Annotated in this window: 17 protein-coding genes and 4 tRNA genes; 5 read left to right on the top strand and 16 right to left on the bottom strand. The window is 31.4% G+C overall.

The window, feature by feature from the left end:
* Positions 1-14 precede the first annotated feature (14 nt).
* From L0U77_RS04545 to L0U77_RS04605, 13 genes are all read right to left on the bottom strand, one after another.
* Positions 15-87 (bottom strand) — tRNA-Thr (locus L0U77_RS04545).
* 14 nt (positions 88-101) lie between these two features.
* Positions 102-174: transfer RNA gene (locus tag L0U77_RS04550), tRNA-Gly, on the bottom strand.
* Positions 175-245: 71 nt separating this feature from the next.
* Positions 246-328, bottom strand: a tRNA-Tyr gene (locus tag L0U77_RS04555).
* Positions 329-365: 37 nt separating this feature from the next.
* A tRNA-Thr gene (locus L0U77_RS04560) sits at positions 366-439 on the bottom strand.
* Positions 440-550: 111 nt separating this feature from the next.
* Positions 551-859 carry a ribosome hibernation-promoting factor, HPF/YfiA family gene (gene hpf, locus L0U77_RS04565; RefSeq protein ID WP_101916712.1) on the bottom strand — a complete coding sequence of 103 codons (309 nt, stop codon included), beginning with the start codon at positions 857-859 and terminating at the stop codon, positions 551-553.
* A 13-nt stretch (positions 860-872) separates the two neighbouring features.
* Positions 873-1,760, bottom strand: coding sequence for a tyrosine-type recombinase/integrase (locus L0U77_RS04570; protein ID WP_101916713.1), 888 nt, complete (start codon positions 1,758-1,760; stop codon positions 873-875).
* 94 nt (positions 1,761-1,854) lie between these two features.
* Entirely contained in the window at positions 1,855-2,052 is a 198-nt protein-coding gene (gene rpsU / locus L0U77_RS04575; protein ID WP_028888499.1) for a 30S ribosomal protein S21, read from the bottom strand.
* Positions 2,053-2,175: 123 nt separating this feature from the next.
* Positions 2,176-3,342 (bottom strand): acyl-CoA dehydrogenase family protein, encoded by a 1,167-nt coding sequence (locus L0U77_RS04580; RefSeq protein ID WP_233897372.1) that lies wholly within the window; start codon positions 3,340-3,342, stop codon positions 2,176-2,178.
* 48 nt (positions 3,343-3,390) lie between these two features.
* Positions 3,391-4,137: a helix-hairpin-helix domain-containing protein gene (locus L0U77_RS04585; protein ID WP_233897371.1), complete on the bottom strand. Its 747-nt coding sequence runs from the start codon at positions 4,135-4,137 to the stop codon at positions 3,391-3,393.
* Between the two features lie 60 nt (positions 4,138-4,197).
* On the bottom strand, positions 4,198-5,778 hold the full coding sequence (locus L0U77_RS04590) for an alanine/glycine:cation symporter family protein (protein ID WP_233897370.1): 1,581 nt from the start codon (positions 5,776-5,778) through the stop codon (positions 4,198-4,200).
* Positions 5,779-5,863: 85 nt separating this feature from the next.
* Positions 5,864-6,793: an SDR family oxidoreductase gene (locus L0U77_RS04595; protein WP_233900799.1), complete on the bottom strand. Its 930-nt coding sequence runs from the start codon at positions 6,791-6,793 to the stop codon at positions 5,864-5,866.
* Between the two features lie 143 nt (positions 6,794-6,936).
* A complete protein-coding gene (locus L0U77_RS04600) occupies positions 6,937-7,932 on the bottom strand; it encodes a potassium channel family protein (RefSeq protein ID WP_101916718.1) in 996 nt (331 codons plus the stop codon).
* Between the two features lie 53 nt (positions 7,933-7,985).
* Positions 7,986-8,213, bottom strand: coding sequence for a PspC family transcriptional regulator (locus tag L0U77_RS04605; protein WP_101916719.1), 228 nt, complete (start codon positions 8,211-8,213; stop codon positions 7,986-7,988).
* Between the two features lie 104 nt (positions 8,214-8,317).
* Between L0U77_RS04605 and uvrA the strand changes: the two genes are divergently transcribed.
* The 3 genes from uvrA to L0U77_RS04620 all read left to right on the top strand — a co-directional run bounded on the left by uvrA (position 8,318) and on the right by L0U77_RS04620 (position 14,784).
* Positions 8,318-11,200, top strand: a complete 2,883-nt coding sequence (uvrA, locus tag L0U77_RS04610; RefSeq protein WP_420895223.1) for an excinuclease ABC subunit UvrA — start codon at positions 8,318-8,320, stop codon at positions 11,198-11,200.
* Positions 11,201-11,300: 100 nt separating this feature from the next.
* Positions 11,301-12,011, top strand: coding sequence for an LOG family protein (locus L0U77_RS04615; RefSeq protein WP_233897367.1), 711 nt, complete (start codon positions 11,301-11,303; stop codon positions 12,009-12,011).
* Between the two features lie 310 nt (positions 12,012-12,321).
* On the top strand, positions 12,322-14,784 hold the full coding sequence (locus L0U77_RS04620) for an alpha-ketoacid dehydrogenase subunit alpha/beta (RefSeq protein ID WP_233900801.1): 2,463 nt from the start codon (positions 12,322-12,324) through the stop codon (positions 14,782-14,784).
* A gap of 98 nt (positions 14,785-14,882) precedes the next feature.
* Here the strand turns inward: L0U77_RS04620 and L0U77_RS04625 are convergent, their stop codons facing one another.
* From L0U77_RS04625 to L0U77_RS04635, 3 genes are all read right to left on the bottom strand, one after another.
* Positions 14,883-15,641 carry a phosphoribosyltransferase family protein gene (locus tag L0U77_RS04625; protein ID WP_233900802.1) on the bottom strand — a complete coding sequence of 253 codons (759 nt, stop codon included), beginning with the start codon at positions 15,639-15,641 and terminating at the stop codon, positions 14,883-14,885.
* A 10-nt stretch (positions 15,642-15,651) separates the two neighbouring features.
* A complete protein-coding gene (locus L0U77_RS04630) occupies positions 15,652-17,124 on the bottom strand; it encodes a nicotinate phosphoribosyltransferase (protein WP_233900803.1) in 1,473 nt (490 codons plus the stop codon).
* Positions 17,125-17,235: 111 nt separating this feature from the next.
* Positions 17,236-17,913: an NUDIX hydrolase gene (locus L0U77_RS04635; RefSeq protein ID WP_233900804.1), complete on the bottom strand. Its 678-nt coding sequence runs from the start codon at positions 17,911-17,913 to the stop codon at positions 17,236-17,238.
* 153 nt (positions 17,914-18,066) lie between these two features.
* Between L0U77_RS04635 and L0U77_RS04640 the strand changes: the two genes are divergently transcribed.
* Positions 18,067-18,696, top strand: a complete 630-nt coding sequence (locus L0U77_RS04640) for an NAD(P)H-dependent oxidoreductase (protein WP_233897362.1) — start codon at positions 18,067-18,069, stop codon at positions 18,694-18,696.
* A 75-nt stretch (positions 18,697-18,771) separates the two neighbouring features.
* Positions 18,772-20,208, top strand: coding sequence for a sodium:solute symporter (locus tag L0U77_RS04645; protein ID WP_233897361.1), 1,437 nt, complete (start codon positions 18,772-18,774; stop codon positions 20,206-20,208).
* Positions 20,209-20,210: the final 2 nt, after the last annotated feature.

Raw genomic sequence — 20,210 nt, forward strand, 5'->3', positions numbered from 1 at the left:
AAACCCTAAAAAAGAGCCAATGATCGGATTTGAACCGATGACCTCATCCCTACCAAGGATGCGCTCTACCAACTGAGCTACACCGGCGTGGATAATTTTAGAGCGAAAGACCAGGTTCGAACTGGCGACATTCAGCTTGGAAGGCTGACGCTCTACCAACTGAGCTACTTTCGCATATTTTTAAAACCTTTCATCAACAATCAAAAGTTGAAGCTTAATGCATTGATTAATCAGTTTTAAAAAAGTGGGGAGAGCAGGATTCGAACCTGCGAAGTCGTAAGACAACGGAGTTACAGTCCGTCCCAGTTGGCCGCTTTGGTATCTCCCCTTGGTATTTGATAAATTAATGAACTTTTATTTTATTGAGCCGATGGAGGGACTCGAACCCACGACCTGCTGATTACAAATCAGCTGCTCTAGCCAGCTGAGCTACATCGGCTTTTTAATTGCCAATAAAACAATCCGCTATTTCTAACGGATTGCAAATGTATAAAGTAATTTTTGTATTTTAAAACTTTTTTGAATAAATTTTTAATTTTTTATTCAATTTTTATTCAACTAACGAACTTCTTTGCTTCTCTTTTGCTTTTTTCAAACTTCTTTTTAAAGAGTCTATCGCAATGTTTACGCCTTCTTCGAAGGTTTTATTTTGTTTTTTAACTACAATTTCGCTTCCAGGTATATTTATTTTTATTTCAGTAATTTTATTTTCTTTCTCGCTTGTATTTTGCACTTTTAAAAACACTTCTGCATCAACTATTTTATCATGAAACTTCTCTAAACCTGCTATTTTCTTTTCTACGTAATCGATCAAACTTTTATCTGCTGTAAAGTTTACTGACTGTGTGAATACTTTCATAATTTTCGAATGTTTATTTTAGGGCTCTAGGATGCGCCTTGTTATACACTTTTTTTATCTGCTCCAAGCTATTATGCGTATATACTTGGGTGGAGGCTAAACTTGAATGTCCTAGTAATTCTTTAACCGAATTTAACGACGCACCGTTATTTAATAAATCCGTAGCAAAAGCGTGCCTTAATATATGCGGGCTTTTTTTTGCTTTTGTTGAGACCCTACTAAAGTACATATTTATTATTCGATACACAAGAGTTTCGTAAACTTTACGTCCTTTTTTTGTTATCAAAAGAGCATCAACACCTTCTAATTGATATTCTTTTTTTACATCTAAATAAAGATATAATGTCTTAATTACTGATGGTAAAAGCATTACATAGCGTTCTTTATTTCTTTTCCCGAGTACTTTTATGGCTTTTTTACTAAAATCAATATCTTTTTCGTTGATATTAATTAATTCTATTCTTCTCATTCCTGTTGAATAGAGTAATTCCACGATTAATTTATTTCTAACTGCTTCAAAATCATCAGCATTATTTAAAAGAGCAATAACAGCTTCTATTTCATTAGTATCAAAAGGAGTTTGTATTTTTTTTTGAACTTTTAAAGCTTTGTGTTTTGCTAAAGGATTTGTTTCAATTTCTGCTATCTTTTGTAAGAAAGTATAAAAAGTTTTCAGGGAACTTATTTTTCTATTGATACTTCTATTTGAAATTTCTTGATTAACAAGTTGCACGATCCAGGTTCTTATTTGATTGTAATGAACTTCATTTAATTCCTCTTGATTAAATTCGGTAACACAAAAATCTCTAAACGCAATAATATCTACATGATACGCTTTGATGGTATTTTTCGAGTATTTTTTTTCGTATTCTAAGTAGTTAAAGAAAGCAGTTATCAGCATTAATTATGTTGTTTTTTTAAAAATAAAGATACAAAAAAAACCTGTATTGAAATGAATCAACACAGGTTTAGTATTTTTGAATAGTAAGTTATTTCTAGCTTACTTCTTCTTTCGTTCTTAATCCTTGAACGTAAGACGCTTTCTTCATTTGAGCACGTTTAACAACAGACGGTTTATTGAACTGTTTTTTATCACGTAGTTGTCTTAAGATTTTTACATCTCTAAACTTTCGCTTGTAACGTTTTAACGCTCTATCGATATTCTCTCCCTCTTTAATTGGAATAATTAACATATATTAGCACCTCCCTTCATTGTAGTCTCTAAATTTTTATTTTTAGGACTGCAAATGTACTGAGTCTTATTTTAATTAACAATTAATTTAAAGTTATTTTTGATTTAATTTAAAATACTATTATTAACTTACGGGTTTATATTCTTTTTTATCGATAATCATTTTAGCGATAATTTCTTTTAAAATCTCTGAAGTTCCGCCACCAATAGGTCCTAAACGACTATCACGCAACAAACGTGCTAATGGATATTCCTCCATATATCCGTAACCACCTAATAATTGTAAGGCATCATAAATAACTTCATCTGCTATTTTTGTTGATAGCATTTTACTCATACTTGCTTCTTTCACAACATACGCACCATCATCGAGTCTTTTAGTGATTGAATAATTATATTCTCTACACATATCAACTTTTGATGCCATTTCAGCTACTTTATGACGCAATGCTTGAAACTGGTCTAATGTTTTACCAAACGCTTCTCTTTCGCTCATATATTTCAATACATAATCGACTGCATATTCGGCTCTTGCATGCGCATTAATTGCCATAATTAAACGTTCTAAAGCAAAATGTTGCATGATATACGGGAATCCTTTTCCTTCTTCTCCCATTAAATTTTCAGCAGGAATTACGACATTATCGAATGCAATTTCTGCGGTATCAGAAGCTCTCCAACCTAATTTATCTAATTTTGTAGATGAAATTCCTGGTGTATTTCTATCAACTATAAAAATACTCATTCCTTTGTGTTTTTCTTCAAGATTTGTTTTGGCGGCAACTACCAAATAATCAGAATAGACACCGTTTGTAATAAATGTTTTAGAACCATTAATTACATAAGTATCGTCTTTTTTTACAGCATTGGTTCGCATTCCTGCTACGTCACTTCCTCCAAAAGGTTCAGAAATACAAAGGCAACCTATTTTTTCTCCGTTGATACTTGGCGTTAAATATGCTTTTTTGATACGGGCATCTCCTTCTTTATTTAAGTGCGTCATTGCTAAATACGCGTGTGCCCACATTGCGGCAGCGAATCCACCTGAATTTATTTTTTGTAATTCTTCTAAAAATATTACGGTATAAAAAAGGTCTAATCCTAAACCGCCATCTTCTTCTGGTTGATTTATTCCAAAATAGCCCATTTCGCCAAATTTCGTCCAAATAAATCGTTCAATTGTGCCTTCTTTTTCCCATTTATTTATGTGCGGAACTACTTCTTTTTGTAAAAATTCTTTAAAGCTTTCACGAAAAGAAATATGTTCTTCTGTAAAGTACATACTATTCATAATTATATATTCTTTTATACTATTTACTTCTTTGTTTTCTTTGCTTTCTTATTCTGCCTTCAAATATAAAGCTATTCTATCATATTTATCGGCAGGAAAACCAGCTATGTTTTTTATTTCTGATATATTTTGAAGTTCAGCAACTTCTTCTCTGTATTCAAGAATTTTTTTACAAAGTTCGTAGTTGATATGCGGAATTTTCAATATTTCTTTAAATGAAGCGGTATTTATATTGATTTTTATTATTTTTTTTTGAATGTTTGATGTTTCTTTTCCTGATATATTTTCTGATGAAGAATTATTTTCAGAAAAATTAGAAGAAGAAGAAAGAGAATTTATATTTTTTTTCGCTTGTGATTTATGTCGTTTTACGACCCAATCAGGGAATTTAAAATAGGGGGAAATTTTATGTAATAAGCTATCGGAAATATTGGTTATTTGTTGAAATTCTTTAGATGAGTTTACAAATTTTCGTTGTTTTCTATACTGATGTAATTTATCAATTTCTTCGGGTGTCATTCCGAGTTGATATCCTTTATAATCGGTAATAAAGTTTGGATTAAACGGATATATTTTTGGTTTTTTAGTTGCTAAAGCGATTCTTTTTAAGCTATCGATTTGTTGTTGAAAACTACGTATTTCTGTTGATTTTGTAGCTGTTATATCCGAAGAGAAAGCCGAGGAAAAATCAACAAAAAAATAGATACTTTGTAGAAGTATCAGAAGAATTATCAAAAAGAAAACCCCATTTCTTTGGCGTTTATCATACCAGAAATGAGATTTAAATAGTTTCATTTTTATTATTTTTAATATAAAAATTCTTTATAAATTATTTGTAAGTTATTTGCAAACTTTCTATAAATTTTTAGCTTTAATAGCACTTAAATATTTTGTTAATTCTTCTTTTACCTTCGGATATAAGAAAAATAAACCAATAACATTTGGCACTGCCATTGCAAAAATCATGGCATCAGAAAAATCGGTAACTGCTCCTAAACTTGCTGCTGAACCAATAATTACGAATAAGCAAAATAATATTTTATAGGCATAATCGGCTGCTTTTGAGCGTCCAAATAAAAACATCCAACCTTGTAAACCGTAGTAAGACCAAGATAACATCGTTGAAAAAGCGAATAACACGACTGCCATTGTTAAGATATAAGGAAACCAAGGCAATACCGAAGCAAATGCTTTTGAGGTTGCCAAAACACCATCTGGAGATTTTGTTCCATAGGTCATAATATCGCCATTACTATTGGTTATAATAATAACCAAAGCGGTCATAGTACAAACCACTACGGTATCGATAAAAGGCTCTAATAACGCTACCAAACCTTCCGATGCTGGATATTTTGTTCGTACTGCTGAATGTGCAATTGCTGCCGAACCAACTCCTGCTTCATTTGAAAATGCGGCTCTTTGAAATCCTATAATTAAGACTCCTAAAATACCTCCTGAAATACCTTTTGTATTAAAAGCTCCGTCCCAAATTTGAACAAATGCTCCACCGATTTGAGAAAAATTAGCTACTAAAATAACAACAGCAGCTAAAACGTAAATTCCTACCATAAAAGGCACTATTTTCTCTGTAATATTTCCAATTCTTTTTATTCCTCCGATAATTACGATACCAACTAATATTGACATTACAATACCAAAAGTTAAGGCTGTTGATAAATCATTCGAACCGATCATGCTACCAAATTGTTGTGCTGCCTGATTTGCCTGAAACATATTTCCACCTCCTAAAGAACCACCAACAACCATAATTGCAAAAAGAGCTGCTAATACTTTACCTAATGTTGTTTTACCAACATCGGCTAGACCTTTTCTTAAATAGTACATTGGTCCACCGTAAATAGTTCCATCTTCACCTACATCTCTATATTTTACTCCTAACGTACATTCTACAAATTTTGAAGACATTCCAATTAATCCTGCAACAATCATCCATAAGGTCGCTCCAGGACCTCCTAGAGATAACGCAACGGCAACTCCTGCAATATTTCCTAAACCAACCGTTCCTGAAAGTGCGGCTGTTAATGCCTGAAAATGAGAAACTTCTCCATCAGCACCTTCTACTCTAATGGTTTCAATAGCGTCACCACCTGGCGTTGGATCACCTTCCATAACATCCATGGTTACGTGATCAATTTCATCATATTTTCCACGAACAATATTAATAGAAGTTGGAAACAATCGAATATTTACGAATTTAAATAAAACTGTAAATATTAATCCAGAAGCCAAAAGCATAATAATAACTAACGGAACTTCTACATCTCCACCTATTTTAATCGGATAAAAAACGAAACTACCCCAAGCATCTGCAACTGGCTTAAACCCTTCATTTATCTTTTCAGCTAAACCTTTTTCTTGTGCAAATGAGAACATTGGTGCTATCAACATTAATAGCGTTAGAAGTTTTTTATCCATAATTAATTCGTTATTTTAATATTTGTATTGGCTAATATCTTAAAAAAATGAATTTTTGGCAAGTTTTAAGGGATAAATGTGTTTTTTATATTAGTTTTTCCTTAAATATTTGTAAATTTTCTTCAAATGATTTTGGAATAAATTTTAAAACTGATTTCGTATTCGTTAGATCAAACCCTGTTTTCGGCGGTCGCATTGCTTTCTGTCCCAATTCTTTAGTTGAAATTGGTGCAATTAACTGTTTATCTAAATTAAAAACTGTAGCGATTTGTTGAGCGATTTCATAAATACTCAACAAAGTATTTGATGAAATATTAAAAATTCCTGTAATGTCATTATCCATCGCTAATTTGCAGGCTAGTGCTAAGTCTTCAACATAGGTTGGCATGCGATATTGGTCATTTACAATAGTAATTTTCTTATTTTCTTCTAATGATTTTTTAACCCAAAGAACGATATTACTTCGTGACATATCGAACACTTTTCCATAGACCAAAATCGTTCTAAGAATGGTATACTTTATGGTTGATTTTGTTAAGATTTCTTCTGCTTTTAGTTTTGATTTTCCATAATAATTTAACGGATTTGGCACATCAGTTTCTTTGTAAAAACCTTTTTTTCCATCAAAAATAAAATCCGTAGATAGATGAATTAAATGTGTTTTATTTTCTTCTGAAAATGCTATTAAATTTTTAACAGCATCAATATTTAAGGCATCGCAGGCGGTTTTATTATTTTCACAAGCATCGACATTTGTCATTGCGGCGGTGTTAATAATAACGTCTGGTTGGTGTTTTTTTAATTCTTGAAGAAGATTTTTTTTATCAGTAATGTCAATAGAAATATATGTAAAATCGGTACGTCCGCTTCTATTTTCACCTCGAGAGAACCCGATTACATTGTATTTATTATTTATTTTATTCTGATGCTTATTCTGATGATTTTCTGTTACTAATAAATTGACTAAAGTTTGTCCTAGCAACCCGTTACTTCCTGTAATAAGTACATTTTTCATTTATATTTCAACAATTATTTTGATTTTTTATGTTATTTTTTTTTATCAATTCTTTGTCAATTATTTGTCAATTATTTGTCAATTCAAGTGATTTTAATCACTAAAAATAAATTAAAATTATATCGAGAATTTGATGTATTTTCTTAAAATAACTCTCGTAATTTAAGCACTTGTTCAGGACGTCCTAAAACGATTAAATTTCCACCTGCTTTTAATTCCAAAGTTGCATCAGGATTTATTATATATTCCTTATTTTCAGTACGATACCCAACTACACTACAGCCTGTTTTTTTTCGTAAATCCAAGTCTAAAATAGTTCTATTTAAATACTCTTTCGGCAAACTATCAATAGCGATTTCTTTCAAATTTGTAGTCGTATCGGCTTCAATGGTTAATCTATCGACAAATTCAATAACATCGGGCGTAACCACTAAAGAAGCCATGTGCGCACCACCTAATTTATCGGGCATTATTACGTTGTCCGCCCCTGCGATTTTAAGTTTACTATACGACGTTTCTTTGGAAGCTCTACTAATTATTTTGCAATTTTTATTTAATTGACGCGCTGTTAATACGACAAATAAATTATCGGCATCTGAAGATAAAACGGTTATTAAATTGGAAGCTTGTAAGATTCCTGCTTTGAGTAAAGTTTCATCGATTGTGGCATCTCCTTCGATGTTTAACAAACCATTTTTATCTAATTTTTTAACAACTTCTTCTATTTTTTCGATAACGACCACTTCTTGATTGTAGCTTTTTAATTTAGAAATTGCTTGTTTTCCGTTTCTTCCGTATCCACAAACGATGGTATGTCCTTTTAGCTTTTTAATTTTTTTTTGCACTTTTTTTATTTTTAGTTGATCAAAGAAATGACCGCTCAATAAATGTTCTGAAAATAATGACACCGCATATCCAAAGGTAAATAAACTGGATAATATTAAGCCAATTGTAAATATTTTCTCTGCAGTTCCAAATGGATGAACCTCCCCAAAACCAATAGTAGTAATGGTAATAATGGTCATATATAAGGCATCAATAAGAGTGTAATTAAACAGGAATATATATCCTAGAACGCCTATGGATAAAATTAATATTGAAAATAAAATTGCTTTATATAATCTTGATTGAAGTAACATTTTTTATAGATTGATGTTTTTTTATTGAAGAATTTTTGAAGAATTTCTAAATTTCACAAATCAAAAACAGAGGTTCTTTTAGTATAAATCATGTCTTTTAATCGTAATAAAAAAGCGAGTGTTAAATATATTCCAAACGATAAACCAACCGTTACAAAGGAAATATAAATAAAAAACAAACGCACATTAGTTGCCCGCATTCCTAATTTATCGGCTAATCGGGAAGATACTGCAAAACCATGACGTTCAAAAAAATGACGCACCGTATGAATAAATTTCATGTTAATTATTTTTATTTTTTCTATTTTGATGTAATTCTATTGTTATTTAATGGCAAGATACCAATTTACACGCATTTATGTAATACATCATCTTTAAAATAAAGATGGTTTCTGTAACTTTGCTTTTGGTAAAAAAACTCAATTTGAAAGCAAAAAATTACATAGAAGTTTACGGTGCAAGAGTTCATAATTTAAAAAACATTGATGTTAAAATTCCTCGTGAAAAATTAGTCGTAATTACAGGATTAAGCGGTAGTGGGAAATCTTCGTTAGCTTTTGACACTATTTACGCCGAAGGGCAACGCCGATATATTGAAACTTTTTCGGCGTATGCTCGACAGTTTTTAGGCGGATTAGAACGCCCTGATGTCGATAAAATTGATGGTTTATCGCCCGTTATTGCTATCGAACAGAAGACGACAAATAAAAGTCCACGTTCAACAGTAGGAACGATTACCGAAATTTATGATTTTTTGCGATTATTATTCGCTAGAGCTTCAGATGCGTATTCATATAATACGAACCAAAAAATGGTTAGCTATACTGATCAGCAAATAAAAGAATTGATTTTAAAAGATTTCAAGGAAAAACGTATCGCCGTTCTTGCGCCTTTAGTAAACGCTAGAAAAGGGCATTATCGGGAGCTTTTCGAACAAATTTCGAAGCAAGGTTTTGTAAGAGTTCGAGTTGATGGCGACATCAAAGAAATTGAAAAAGGTATGAAACTTGATCGCTATAAAACCCACGATATTGAAGTGGTTATCGATCGTTTAATTGTCAATGAAAAATCAGAAAAACGCTTAGAAGAAACTATTAAAACAGCCTTATATACAGGAAATAATATTTTAATGGTTATTGATGTTGATGCAAATTCTAATGGAATTTCTGATGAAAAACCTCGTTATTTCAGTCGTGAATTAATGTGTCCGACCACAGGAATTTCATATCCAAACCCTGAACCAAATACATTTTCTTTTAATTCACCACGAGGAGCTTGTGCTTGTTGTAACGGACTTGGAATTACTGATGAAATCAATATAAAAAAATTAATTCCTGATGATAGTATTTCTATCAAAAATGGTGGAATTATCCCGTTAGGAACTCAAAAAAATAGTTGGATTTTTAAACAACTTCAAACAATTGCCGACAGACATCATTTTAAATTAACCGATCCAATAGCTAAAATTCCAGCAACGGCAATGGAAATTATCTTGCACGGAGGCAATGAATCTTTTGAAATAAATTCGAAAGAACTTGGCGTAACTAGAAATTATGAAATTGATTTTGAAGGAATTATTGCTTTTATCGAAAATCAATATAAAAATGCCGAAAGTACGACCATAAAACGCTGGGCAAAAGATTTTATGGATGAAGTTACTTGCTCGGTTTGTCATGGAAAAAGACTCAAAAAAGAAGCCTTACATTTTAAAATCATCGATAAAAATATCAGTGATTTAACACAAATGGACATCACTGAATTAGCCAATTGGTTTGAAAATATTGAAAATGATTTATCAGAAAAACAACTATTAATTGCTTCTGAAATACTCAAAGAAATTCGTACAAGAATACAGTTTCTATTAGATGTTGGCTTGGATTATTTAACTTTAGATAGAACCTCAAAATCATTATCAGGCGGAGAAGCACAACGAATTCGATTGGCAACTCAAATTGGTTCGCAACTCGTGGGTGTTTTGTATATTTTAGATGAACCTAGCATCGGTTTACATCAACGAGACAACGAAAAATTAATAAAATCATTGATAAAACTTCGAGATATTGGAAATTCTGTTTTAGTCGTTGAACACGATAAAGATATGATTGAACAAGCCGATTTTGTGCTAGATATCGGTGCAGGAGCAGGAATCCACGGAGGTGAAATTGTAAGCCAAGGAACTTTTGAAGAATTAAAAAAACAACCCACCTTAACGGCTGATTATCTAACTGGAAAAAAAGAAATTTCCGTACCAAAAGAACGCAGAAAAGGAAATGGAAATTTCATCAAACTTTCGGGAGCATCAGGAAATAACCTAAAAAATGTTACCGTAAAATTTCCATTAGGACAAATGATTTGTGTTACAGGCGTTTCTGGAAGTGGAAAATCAACCTTAATTAATGAAACTTTATATCCGATTTTAAATGCACATATTTATCGAGGCGTTAAAAAACCAATGCCTTATCAAAAAATTGAAGGATTAGATTATATTGATAAAGTAATTGCTATTGACCAATCGCCAATTGGTAGAACACCACGTTCTAATCCAGCAACTTACACAGGAACTTTTGGCGAAATCAGAAGTTTATTTGCCAAAACTCCAGAAGCATTAATCAGAGGTTACAAAGCTGGACGTTTTAGTTTTAACGTAAAAGGAGGCCGTTGTGAAACCTGTAAAGGAGGCGGTGTTCGAGTTATTGAAATGAATTTCCTACCCGATGTTCAAGTCGAATGTGAAACCTGTCAAGGAAAACGCTTCAACAGAGAAACTCTAGAGATTCGCTATAAAGGAAAATCAATTTCAGATATTTTAAATATGACTATCGACCAAGCAACCGATTTTTTTGAAGCAATTCCTAAAATACATCGAAAATTACAAACCATTAAAGATGTCGGATTAGGATATATCACTCTAGGACAGCAATCTACCACGCTTTCTGGAGGAGAAGCACAACGCATTAAATTAGCTTCCGAATTATCAAAAAGAGCTACAGGAAATACTTTTTATATTTTAGATGAACCCACTACTGGCTTACATTTTGAAGATATTCGAGTGTTAATGACCGTACTAAATAAACTTGCCGATAAAGGAAATACCGTGTTAATTATCGAACATAATATGGATGTTATCAAACTTGCTGATACGATTATTGATATCGGTATGGAAGGTGGAAAAAATGGTGGCGAAGTCCTAGTAACAGGAACTCCTGAAAAAGTTGCCAAACATAAAATAAGTTATACAGCGAAGTTTTTGAAGAAAGAACTATCTTAGTAAGCTTGCTAAAAAAGTAATTTTAACCACAAAAATTCTACGTAAGCAAGTATCAAATTAATTCTCTAAAAGAAGAAATAATCTATAAAAAAATAAGAATATGAACCCGAATGATGATAGAAAAATAAAAGAAAAATTACAACCAAAAACTTGGAATGAAATAAAAACAAACGACTCTTGGGCAATTTTTAAAATCATGGCTGAATTTGTAGATGGTTATGAAAAATTAAGTAAAATAGGTCCTTCCGTATCTATTTTTGGTTCAGCACGAACAAAACCCGACAACAAATATTACCAATTAGCCGAAGAAATTGGTTATCAATTGACATTAAACGGCTTTGGAGTAATTACTGGCGGAGGTCCTGGAATTATGGAAGCAGGAAATAAAGGAGCACATCGAGGAAAAGGAGTTTCCGTAGGATTAAACATCGAATTGCCTTTCGAACAACACGATAATCCTTGGATTGACCAAGGGAAAAGCTTGGATTTTGATTACTTTTTTGTCCGTAAAGTAATGTTCGTCAAATACTCACAAGGTTTTGTTGTAATGCCTGGAGGTTTTGGAACTATGGACGAATTATTTGAAGCAATTACCTTAATTCAAACTCATAAAATTGGACGTTTTCCAATTATTTTAGTTGGTACAAAGTTTTGGGGAGGATTGCTAGATTGGATTAAAAACACCCTCTTAGAAGAAGGAAATATCAACGAAAAAGACTTGAATTTATTTAGAATCGTAGATACTGCTGAACAAGCCGTAGATCATTTAAATAAATTCTATGCCAAACATCAACTAAAACCAAATTTCTAAAAAAAAAATAAATTTAGAACAAACTTAAAAATATAAAAACATAAAATGACAAGGAGATAAAAAACCTTGTCATTTTATGTTTACTGTAATTACTACTCTTATTTTTTTATTTTTCATCTGATAATTTTTTTATAACCTATCAGAAAAAAAACGATGCTATAAAATAAAATTTATTAAGCAATATTTATTGCGAATACTGCAATAAAAAATACTTTTAATGATATTTATTTAATATTACTCAATAAAAGTAGTAATTTTTAAATATCAACTAAAAAAACTATCTTTGTAAGCATACCAAAATTAAATAATTATGACCCCAAATACCAAAGTAGCTGATACGCAACAACTTTCTTTTGAAGATTTTAAAAAAGAAGTTTTACGGGATTATAAAATAGCACGCATCAGTAGAGAATGTAGCTTGTTAGGACGTAGAGAAGTACTCACAGGAAAAGCAAAATTTGGGATTTTTGGAGATGGTAAAGAAGTACCACAATTGGCAATGGCAAAGGCGTTTAAAAATGGTGATTTTAGATCGGGATATTACCGAGATCAAACCTTTATGATGGCAATTGATGCATTAACACCACTACAATTTTTTGCAGGATTATACGGACATACCGATATTCAACTCGAACCTATGTCGGCAGGTAGGCAAATGGGCGGACACTTTACAACACATTCCTTAGATGAAAACGGAAACTGGAAAAATTTAACTGCTCAAAAAAATTCGTCTGCTGATATTTCACCAACAGCAGGACAAATGCCCCGATTATTAGGACTCGCACAAGCATCTAAAATTTATCGAAATGTAAAAGGATTGGAAAATTTTACTGATTTTTCAAACCAAGGAAACGAAGTTGCTTGGGGAACTATCGGAAATGCAAGTACTTCCGAAGGATTATTTTTTGAAACAATCAATGCTGGAGGCGTTCTACAAGTGCCAATGGTGATGAGTGTTTGGGATGATGAATACGGAATTTCGGTACACGCAAAACATCAAACAACTAAAGAAAGTATTTCTGAAATTTTAAAAGGATTTCAAAAAGAAAAAAATACCAACGGATATGAAATTTTTGTAGTAAACGGATGGGATTATACCCAATTAATAGAAGTTTATAAAAAGGCATCAAAAATTGCGAGAGAACAACATATTCCTGTATTAATACACGTAAAAGAATTAACACAACCACAAGGACATTCCACCTCTGGCTCACATGAACGCTACAAATCAACAGAAAGATTACAGTGGGAACAAGAGTTTGACTGTATTTCACAAATGAGAAAATGGATTTTAAATTTTGAATCCAAAGATGAAAATGACCAAAATAACACTGTTTTAAAACTTGTAGCATCCGAAGAAGAATTAATAACGATTGAAAAAGAAGCTAAAAAAGAAGTTAGCCTCGCCAAAAGAAATGCTTGGAGCGCATACACAAATGAAATAAAATCGGAAGTTGCTACGGCAATTCATTTATTAGAAAAAGTAGCCGAAAAAAGTAATAATAGCTCGTTTATCACCAAATATAAAAACGATTTAGCAAAAATTATTGAACCGCTTAGAAAAGACGTGCTAATAGCGACTCGTAAAAGTTTGCGATATCTGAAAGATGAAAATTTTGAAGAAAAAAAAGCACTTCAAGATTTTATTATCACTTCAATTAAAGCAGGTGCTGATAAATTTTCTTCGCACTTACTAAGCGAAACAACAAGTGCTATCGAAAATAACAAAGCCATTGCACCAACCTATGCTCCTGAAAAAAATTTAGTAGATGCACGTATTATTATGCGTGATAATTTTGATGCAATTCTTAAGAAATATCCTGAAACTTTAATTTTTGGTGAAGATGCTGGTTTTATTGGTGATGTAAATCAAGGTTTAGAAGGTTTACAAGAAAAATATGGCGAATTAAGAGTTTCAGATACAGGGATTCGAGAAGCGACCATCATCGGACAAGGTATTGGAATGGCAATGCGTGGTTTACGTCCAATTGCAGAAATTCAATATTTAGACTATTTATTATATGCTTTACAAATTATGAGTGACGATTTAGCAACACTTCGTTATCGTACTTTTGGAAAGCAAAAAGCACCGTTAATTATCCGAACTAGAGGACATCGTTTAGAAGGAATTTGGCATTCTGGTTCACCAATGGGCGGAATTATTAATAATATTCGTGGAATTCACGTGTTAGTTCCTAGAAATATGACCCAAGCTTCAGGATTTTACAATACCTTGTTAGAAGGAGATGATCCTGCTTTAGTTATCGAATGTTTAAACGGATACCGATTAAAAGAAGAACTACCCGTCAATTTAGGAGAATTTAAAACACCAATAGGTGTGGTGGAAACCATCAAAAAAGGAACCGATATTACGGTTATTTCTTACGGTTCTACCTTGCGAATTGTCGAGGAAGCATCCAAAGAATTAGCGCAAGTTGGTATTGATATCGAAATTATTGATGCACAAAGTTTACTTCCTTTTGATATCAATCACGACACCGTAAAATCAATCATAAAAACAAATCGTTTATTAGTAGTTGATGAAGACCTTCCTGGTGGAGCATCAGCGTATTTATTACAAGAAATTATTGAAAATCAAGACGGATATAAATATTTAGATAGTAAACCACAAACTTTAACTGCAAAAGCTCACAGACCTGCTTACGGTACCGATGGCGATTATTTTTCAAAACCATCAGCTGAAGATATTTTTGAAAAAATATATGCTATTATGAATGAAGCTAATCCTACAAAATTTAAAGATTTATACTAAATTTTCAATTTTTGTAAACGCTTTTTTAGCTTTTATTGGATAAAACCTAAACCTCATTAATTTAAAATTAATGAGGTTTTTTATAATGTATAAATTATTTAAACCACTTTAAACTGCGTTACAAAATCATCAGAAATATCTTTATAACTATTGGTACAATAAATATGATTGATATTTTCTTTTAACTCATCAAAACCATAATTAAACTGTCCGTGTGTTACGTATAAAAATACTTTGGTTGCTCCTTGATTTTTCAATTCTTTGGCCAAAAAATTAAAAGTTCTTCCGCCATCGGCTAAATCATCCACAATTAAACATTCTTTATTTTTAACATCTCCTTGAATTGTTATTTTTGGTACTCCTGCTATTCGTACTTTATTTGACGGAATTAAATCTGCTTTTAATTTTTTTGCTATTTCGTGAGTAGTTTTATAGGCTCCTGCATCTGGACTTATCAATATTGGATTTCCAATAGCATCATATACTTTCTTTACAAACTCATAGCTTTTTATTTCTATTGAATTATCAATTAATGCTAAACTTATTGAACTGTGCGGATGCAAAATCTCCACTTTATCAAAACCCATTGAATTTATAAAATTAGCAATTACTTTTAAATCAAAAGATTCTTTTTCATTAAATCGTCTATCAGATCGTTGCCCTATCAAACAATAAATAGTTAAAATAGCAGTAGCAGTTTTATGTAAGATATTCTCAGCATCCCAAGCTTCTTTTATCGATGCAATACGAAATAAATCCTCATAACTATTTCCCCTTATTTTAACATGTAAATTTCCTTTTTCAATAATTTTAGAAGTTACTTGTCCGTCATTAAATTTCTTTATTTCGTATTTCATAACTTATTTTTTAAACTAAAACAGTACTATTTATATTTTGATTGATGCGTTCTCTAACCTCATTTAAGGTTACAGTATTGTAAAATTGACCATCTTTATAAATTTCTTTTAACTCACCTTCATTTTCTTGAGCTACTGAAACTTGATCAATTAAACGATATTCTCCATTCTCTATAACAACTTTAACCAAACCTTTTGCTGATTTTTTAATTCCATCATCCGTAATTGGGTCTTTAAATATTTCTCTTCTTTCGCCATTAACAACAACCGAAGTTGCTTTCATAGCAAAACCAAAAGTATCTCTCGTATTATATTGATACGTAAATGAACCGATTCCTAAAACAACATTTGTACTTGCAAAACCTTTATCGTGTAATTGTTTACAAATCTGTTCGGCTCTTTCAGTGGTGATGCTATCGCCATAAATAGCACCAATATGACTATCTAACACTTTAAAACCTTGTGCATTTACAGTTCCTCCAAAAATATCCCATAATAATTCTACTACGCCTTTTTCTTGTGGTGTACTTCCGTTTAATGTGGTATTTTCACCACAAATAATAGCAACAGGATCTCCACTATCTGGTCGAATTACTAATTTTCCTTTTCTACTTAAAACTTCCGATTTTAAAATTGGTAAATACGTTGTTAATACTTTCCATAAATCCCAAGTATCACTTACTACGGATAAAATTCCTGTAGGATATATTTTCATTAATTCTCTAAAAGTTCCTATTTCATCATCCTTTGTTCCTGCACACATTACAGAATGTTCCGTTGCATTTACCGAGCCGATAACAAAACCAGTTGCTTTATAATATTTTCTCAAACTACTAATTACAGGCAAAGTATCCGAACCTAAAAAAACACTTGCATGCCCCATTCCCGATAATACTGCACTTTGTAAACCTCCCATTCCTCTCATTGAAAAATCGTGTCCTTGAAAATCGATAAATCCAGTATTTGCTTCATCAGTTAAAGTTGCCCATTTTTTAAAAATCCTTTTATATCGTAACGCAATTGAGGCAGAAGTCATCGGTTGCCATAACATCGTTGAAAGAATGGTTTCTAAAAAATTAGTTACCCAATAAAATTCTTTTACCGTATTTACAACCGTTAACATTGGTACTCTTACGGGTATTTCTACACCTTCTTTTATTGATTTTACTTTGATAGGTAAATATTGTAAATCATGCAATTTTTCATAATGAGAAACATCATAATCTGTTCCTAAATATAAAGAAAGCTCTTCTTTTATTTCTTGACAAATTGCATCTTTTGGTTTGCTAAAAAAGTTTGCTTCAAAATAATCATGTAACCAAGTAATTACATATTGTTGTCCAAACGAAACTATTTTTTCACATCCTTTTGGCGCATATTTATTACTTCTTGGTGTCCAATTAGAATATACTTCTTCTGTTCCTTTCGGGTATTGTTGGTGATGTCCTGTTTTATAACCGTCTGTTAATAATAATCCGTTCATAGTCTTGGTTATTTATTGTTAATTTGCGTAATTATGACACAAATATATTTCATATTATTGAATCCTGCAATTAATTTGCGTAAAAAGAACACTAAATGTATTTTTAAGTGTTTAAATATCGAAAATAATTCCTTCTTTTTTTAGTTGAAAAAATCGTTTTTCATTAAATTGAAACAGTTTAGCAGGTCGTCCTGAGCCTTTTGATGTCTTTTCATCTAATTCATCTAAAATATTTAAATGTATTATTTTTTTTCGAAAATTACGTCTATCAACAGCTCTTCCTAAAAGTGTTGAATAAAGTTTTTCTAAATCTGAAAAAGGAAATTTACTTTCTAATAATTCAAAACCAATCGGTTCATAGGTTATTTTTGCACGCAAACGATTTATTGCTTTATCTAAAATTTCTTTATGATCAAAAGATAATTCTGGTAATTTATCAATAGAAAACCATTGCGCTTCCTCTGCATCAGTACTGGCTTTCAGTTTAAAATAATTTGGTTTTACAAGTCCGAAATAAGCAACCGTTACAACTCTTTTTCTAGGATCTCTTTCTGGTTGACCAAAAGTATATAATTGCTCTAAATAATTTATTTTAACACCTGTTTCTTCTGATAGTTCTCTTTCAACAGCGGTTTCTAATGATTCATCTTTTAATACAAAACCACCTGGAATTGCCCATTTCCCTTTAAAAGGTTCGTATTTTCTTTTTATCAATAATATGGAAATATTTCCTGCTTCATAACCAAAAACTACGGCATCTACCGAAAGCATTATTTCTTGTTGTGTCATTATGTGTTATTTGTACGCAAAAATACATTATTTACCCAATACATAGGCTAGCCACTCCTATTCAAATACAAAGAACAATAAAGATTAAATCAACTCAAGCAGTTATTTTTATAAAAGCAGTTGTATTTTTGCTTGATAAAAAAATCAAAAAAGATGAATACTATAGAAAATTTAAAATGGCGTTATGCTGTTAAAAAATTCGATGAAAATAAATCACTTTCAGAAACACAAATAACTACTTTAAAAGAAGCCTTTAATTTAACTGCTACTTCTTACGGATTACAGCCTGTTAAAATGGTTGTTATTCAAAATAAAGAAATTCAGCAACAATTAGTTGCACATTCTTGGAATCAGCAACAAATACTTCAAGCTTCTCACGTGTTGGTTTTGTGTATTCCTAAAGAATATTCTTTAACAGATATTGATGCGTATTTTTCGTATGTAAAAAAAGTTAGAAACACGCCCGATGCCATTTTAAGCCCTTTTAAGAAAATACTTCGAGAAACTATCGGTACGAAAACACAAGAAGAATTACGTAATTGGAATAAAAATCAAGCCTATATTGCCTTAGGAAATTTAATGACCGTTGCGGCAAACCAGCAAATAGATTCTTGCCCAATGGAAGGTTTTATCCCTGAAAAATATGATGAAGTTTTAGGTTTAGACAAACATAATTTAACATCAGTATTAGTATTGCCTGTTGGTTTTAGAGCCGAAGATGATTATATGAAAGACCTAAAAAAGGTTCGTAAAAACATAGAAGACATCATTATTGAAATGTAATTTTATAGGTACAAGTTATGAATTACGATAAACTAAATTAGTACTTTCGTAATTCATAACTCGTAATTAAATTATATGCAACCACTACATATTATACTCCTTATTCTTGCCTACTTTGGAGTATTAATTTTGATATCTTACCTTACAAGTAAATCGGCAAATAACAACACTTTTTTTAAAGCAGATAATTCTTCGCCATGGTATTTAGTCGCCTTCGGAATGATTGGCGCTTCACTTTCTGGCGTTACTTTTATTTCCGTTCCTGGCTGGGTTGAAGGTCAGCAAATGAGTTATATGCAAATGGTTTTTGGCTATGTAGTTGGTTACGCCGTTATCGGTTTAGTTTTACTTCCGCTTTATTATCGCTTAAATTTAACATCAATATATACTTATTTAGAAACTCGTTTTGGGCGCTATTCTTATAAAACTGGTGCTTCTTTTTTCTTATTATCAAGAACTATTGGTGCGGCTTTCAGGTTGTTTTTGGTTGCCAATGTTTTACAATTAATTTTGTTTGATGCTTACGGAATTCCGTTTTGGGTAACCGTAACGATTACCATTTTATTAATTTGGTTATACACTTTTAAAGGTGGTATAAAAACCATCGTTTGGACAGATACTTTACAAACTTTATTCATGTTAATTGCCGTTGGTGTTTGTATTATTATGATAAAAGACAGCCTAGAAATTGATAGTTTATTTACCTATATATCTGAAAGTAAATCGGCTAAAATGTTCTTTTTTGAGGATATAAAAGCAGGAAATTATTTTTGGAATCGGTTTTTATCTGGCGCATTTATTGCCATTGTTATGACAGGATTAGATCAAGATATGATGCAAAAAAACTTAACCTGTCGTAATTTAAAAGATGCTCAAAAAAATATGTTTTGGTTTACGATTGTTTTAGTAATCGTTAATTTTTTCTTTTTAGCTTTGGGTGTTTTACTTACAGATTATGCCAATATTAACGGATTAGATGCACATAAAGACCAATTATTTCCGATGATTGCCATGAGTGGCGATTTAGGTTTGGTAACTTCTTTATTCTTTTTATTAGGATTAATTGCCGCTGCGTATTCAAGTGCCGACAGTGCGTTAACCTCCTTAACCACCTCTTTTAGTATTGATATTTTAGAAATTGATAAAAAAGAAGATAATCAGGAAAAAGAAAAAATCCGTAAGAGAATACACATTTTATTTTCATTTATATTAATCGCAACTATTTTAGTTTTTAAATATTTTATTGCAGATGCCAGTGTAATTGCTAAAATATTTCAATTTGCGGGTTATACTTATGGTCCGTTATTAGGTTTATATGCCTTCGGATTATTTACAAAACTGAATATAAAAGATAAATTAGTTCCTATCATTTGTATTGTATCTCCTGTTCTTACTTTTTTGATAAGTTATTTTAGTAAGACATTATTCAATTTCGACTTCGGATTTTTCGTATTAGTTTTAAACGGATTGCTTACTTTCTTCGGATTATTAATGATAAAAACATCAAAATAAAT

Source organism: Tenacibaculum piscium (assembly GCF_021390715.1).
Classification (GTDB): Bacteria; Bacteroidota; Bacteroidia; order Flavobacteriales; family Flavobacteriaceae; genus Polaribacter; species Polaribacter piscius.

What these genes read in the sequence shown, in the direction of transcription:
- L0U77_RS04580 (WP_233897372.1), bottom strand. Translation starts at nt 3,342, where the DNA reads ATGAATAGTATGTACTTTACAGAAGAACATATTTCTTTTCGTGAAAGC.
- L0U77_RS04625 (WP_233900802.1), bottom strand. Translation starts at nt 15,641, where the DNA reads ATGAAATACGAAATAAAGAAATTTAATGACGGACAAGTAACTTCTAAA.
- L0U77_RS04615 (WP_233897367.1), top strand. Translation starts at nt 11,301, where the DNA reads ATGAACCCGAATGATGATAGAAAAATAAAAGAAAAATTACAACCAAAA.
- L0U77_RS04640 (WP_233897362.1), top strand. Translation starts at nt 18,067, where the DNA reads ATGAATACTATAGAAAATTTAAAATGGCGTTATGCTGTTAAAAAATTC.
- rpsU (WP_028888499.1), bottom strand. Translation starts at nt 2,052, where the DNA reads ATGTTAATTATTCCAATTAAAGAGGGAGAGAATATCGATAGAGCGTTA.
- hpf (WP_101916712.1), bottom strand. Translation starts at nt 859, where the DNA reads ATGAAAGTATTCACACAGTCAGTAAACTTTACAGCAGATAAAAGTTTG.
- L0U77_RS04605 (WP_101916719.1), bottom strand. Translation starts at nt 8,213, where the DNA reads ATGAAATTTATTCATACGGTGCGTCATTTTTTTGAACGTCATGGTTTT.
- uvrA (WP_420895223.1), top strand. Translation starts at nt 8,318, where the DNA reads ATGGTTTCTGTAACTTTGCTTTTGGTAAAAAAACTCAATTTGAAAGCA.
- L0U77_RS04600 (WP_101916718.1), bottom strand. Translation starts at nt 7,932, where the DNA reads ATGTTACTTCAATCAAGATTATATAAAGCAATTTTATTTTCAATATTA.
- L0U77_RS04570 (WP_101916713.1), bottom strand. Translation starts at nt 1,760, where the DNA reads ATGCTGATAACTGCTTTCTTTAACTACTTAGAATACGAAAAAAAATAC.
- L0U77_RS04645 (WP_233897361.1), top strand. Translation starts at nt 18,772, where the DNA reads ATGCAACCACTACATATTATACTCCTTATTCTTGCCTACTTTGGAGTA.
- L0U77_RS04620 (WP_233900801.1), top strand. Translation starts at nt 12,322, where the DNA reads ATGACCCCAAATACCAAAGTAGCTGATACGCAACAACTTTCTTTTGAA.
- L0U77_RS04635 (WP_233900804.1), bottom strand. Translation starts at nt 17,913, where the DNA reads ATGACACAACAAGAAATAATGCTTTCGGTAGATGCCGTAGTTTTTGGT.
- L0U77_RS04585 (WP_233897371.1), bottom strand. Translation starts at nt 4,137, where the DNA reads ATGAAACTATTTAAATCTCATTTCTGGTATGATAAACGCCAAAGAAAT.
- L0U77_RS04595 (WP_233900799.1), bottom strand. Translation starts at nt 6,793, where the DNA reads ATGAAAAATGTACTTATTACAGGAAGTAACGGGTTGCTAGGACAAACT.
- L0U77_RS04590 (WP_233897370.1), bottom strand. Translation starts at nt 5,778, where the DNA reads ATGGATAAAAAACTTCTAACGCTATTAATGTTGATAGCACCAATGTTC.
- L0U77_RS04630 (WP_233900803.1), bottom strand. Translation starts at nt 17,124, where the DNA reads ATGAACGGATTATTATTAACAGACGGTTATAAAACAGGACATCACCAA.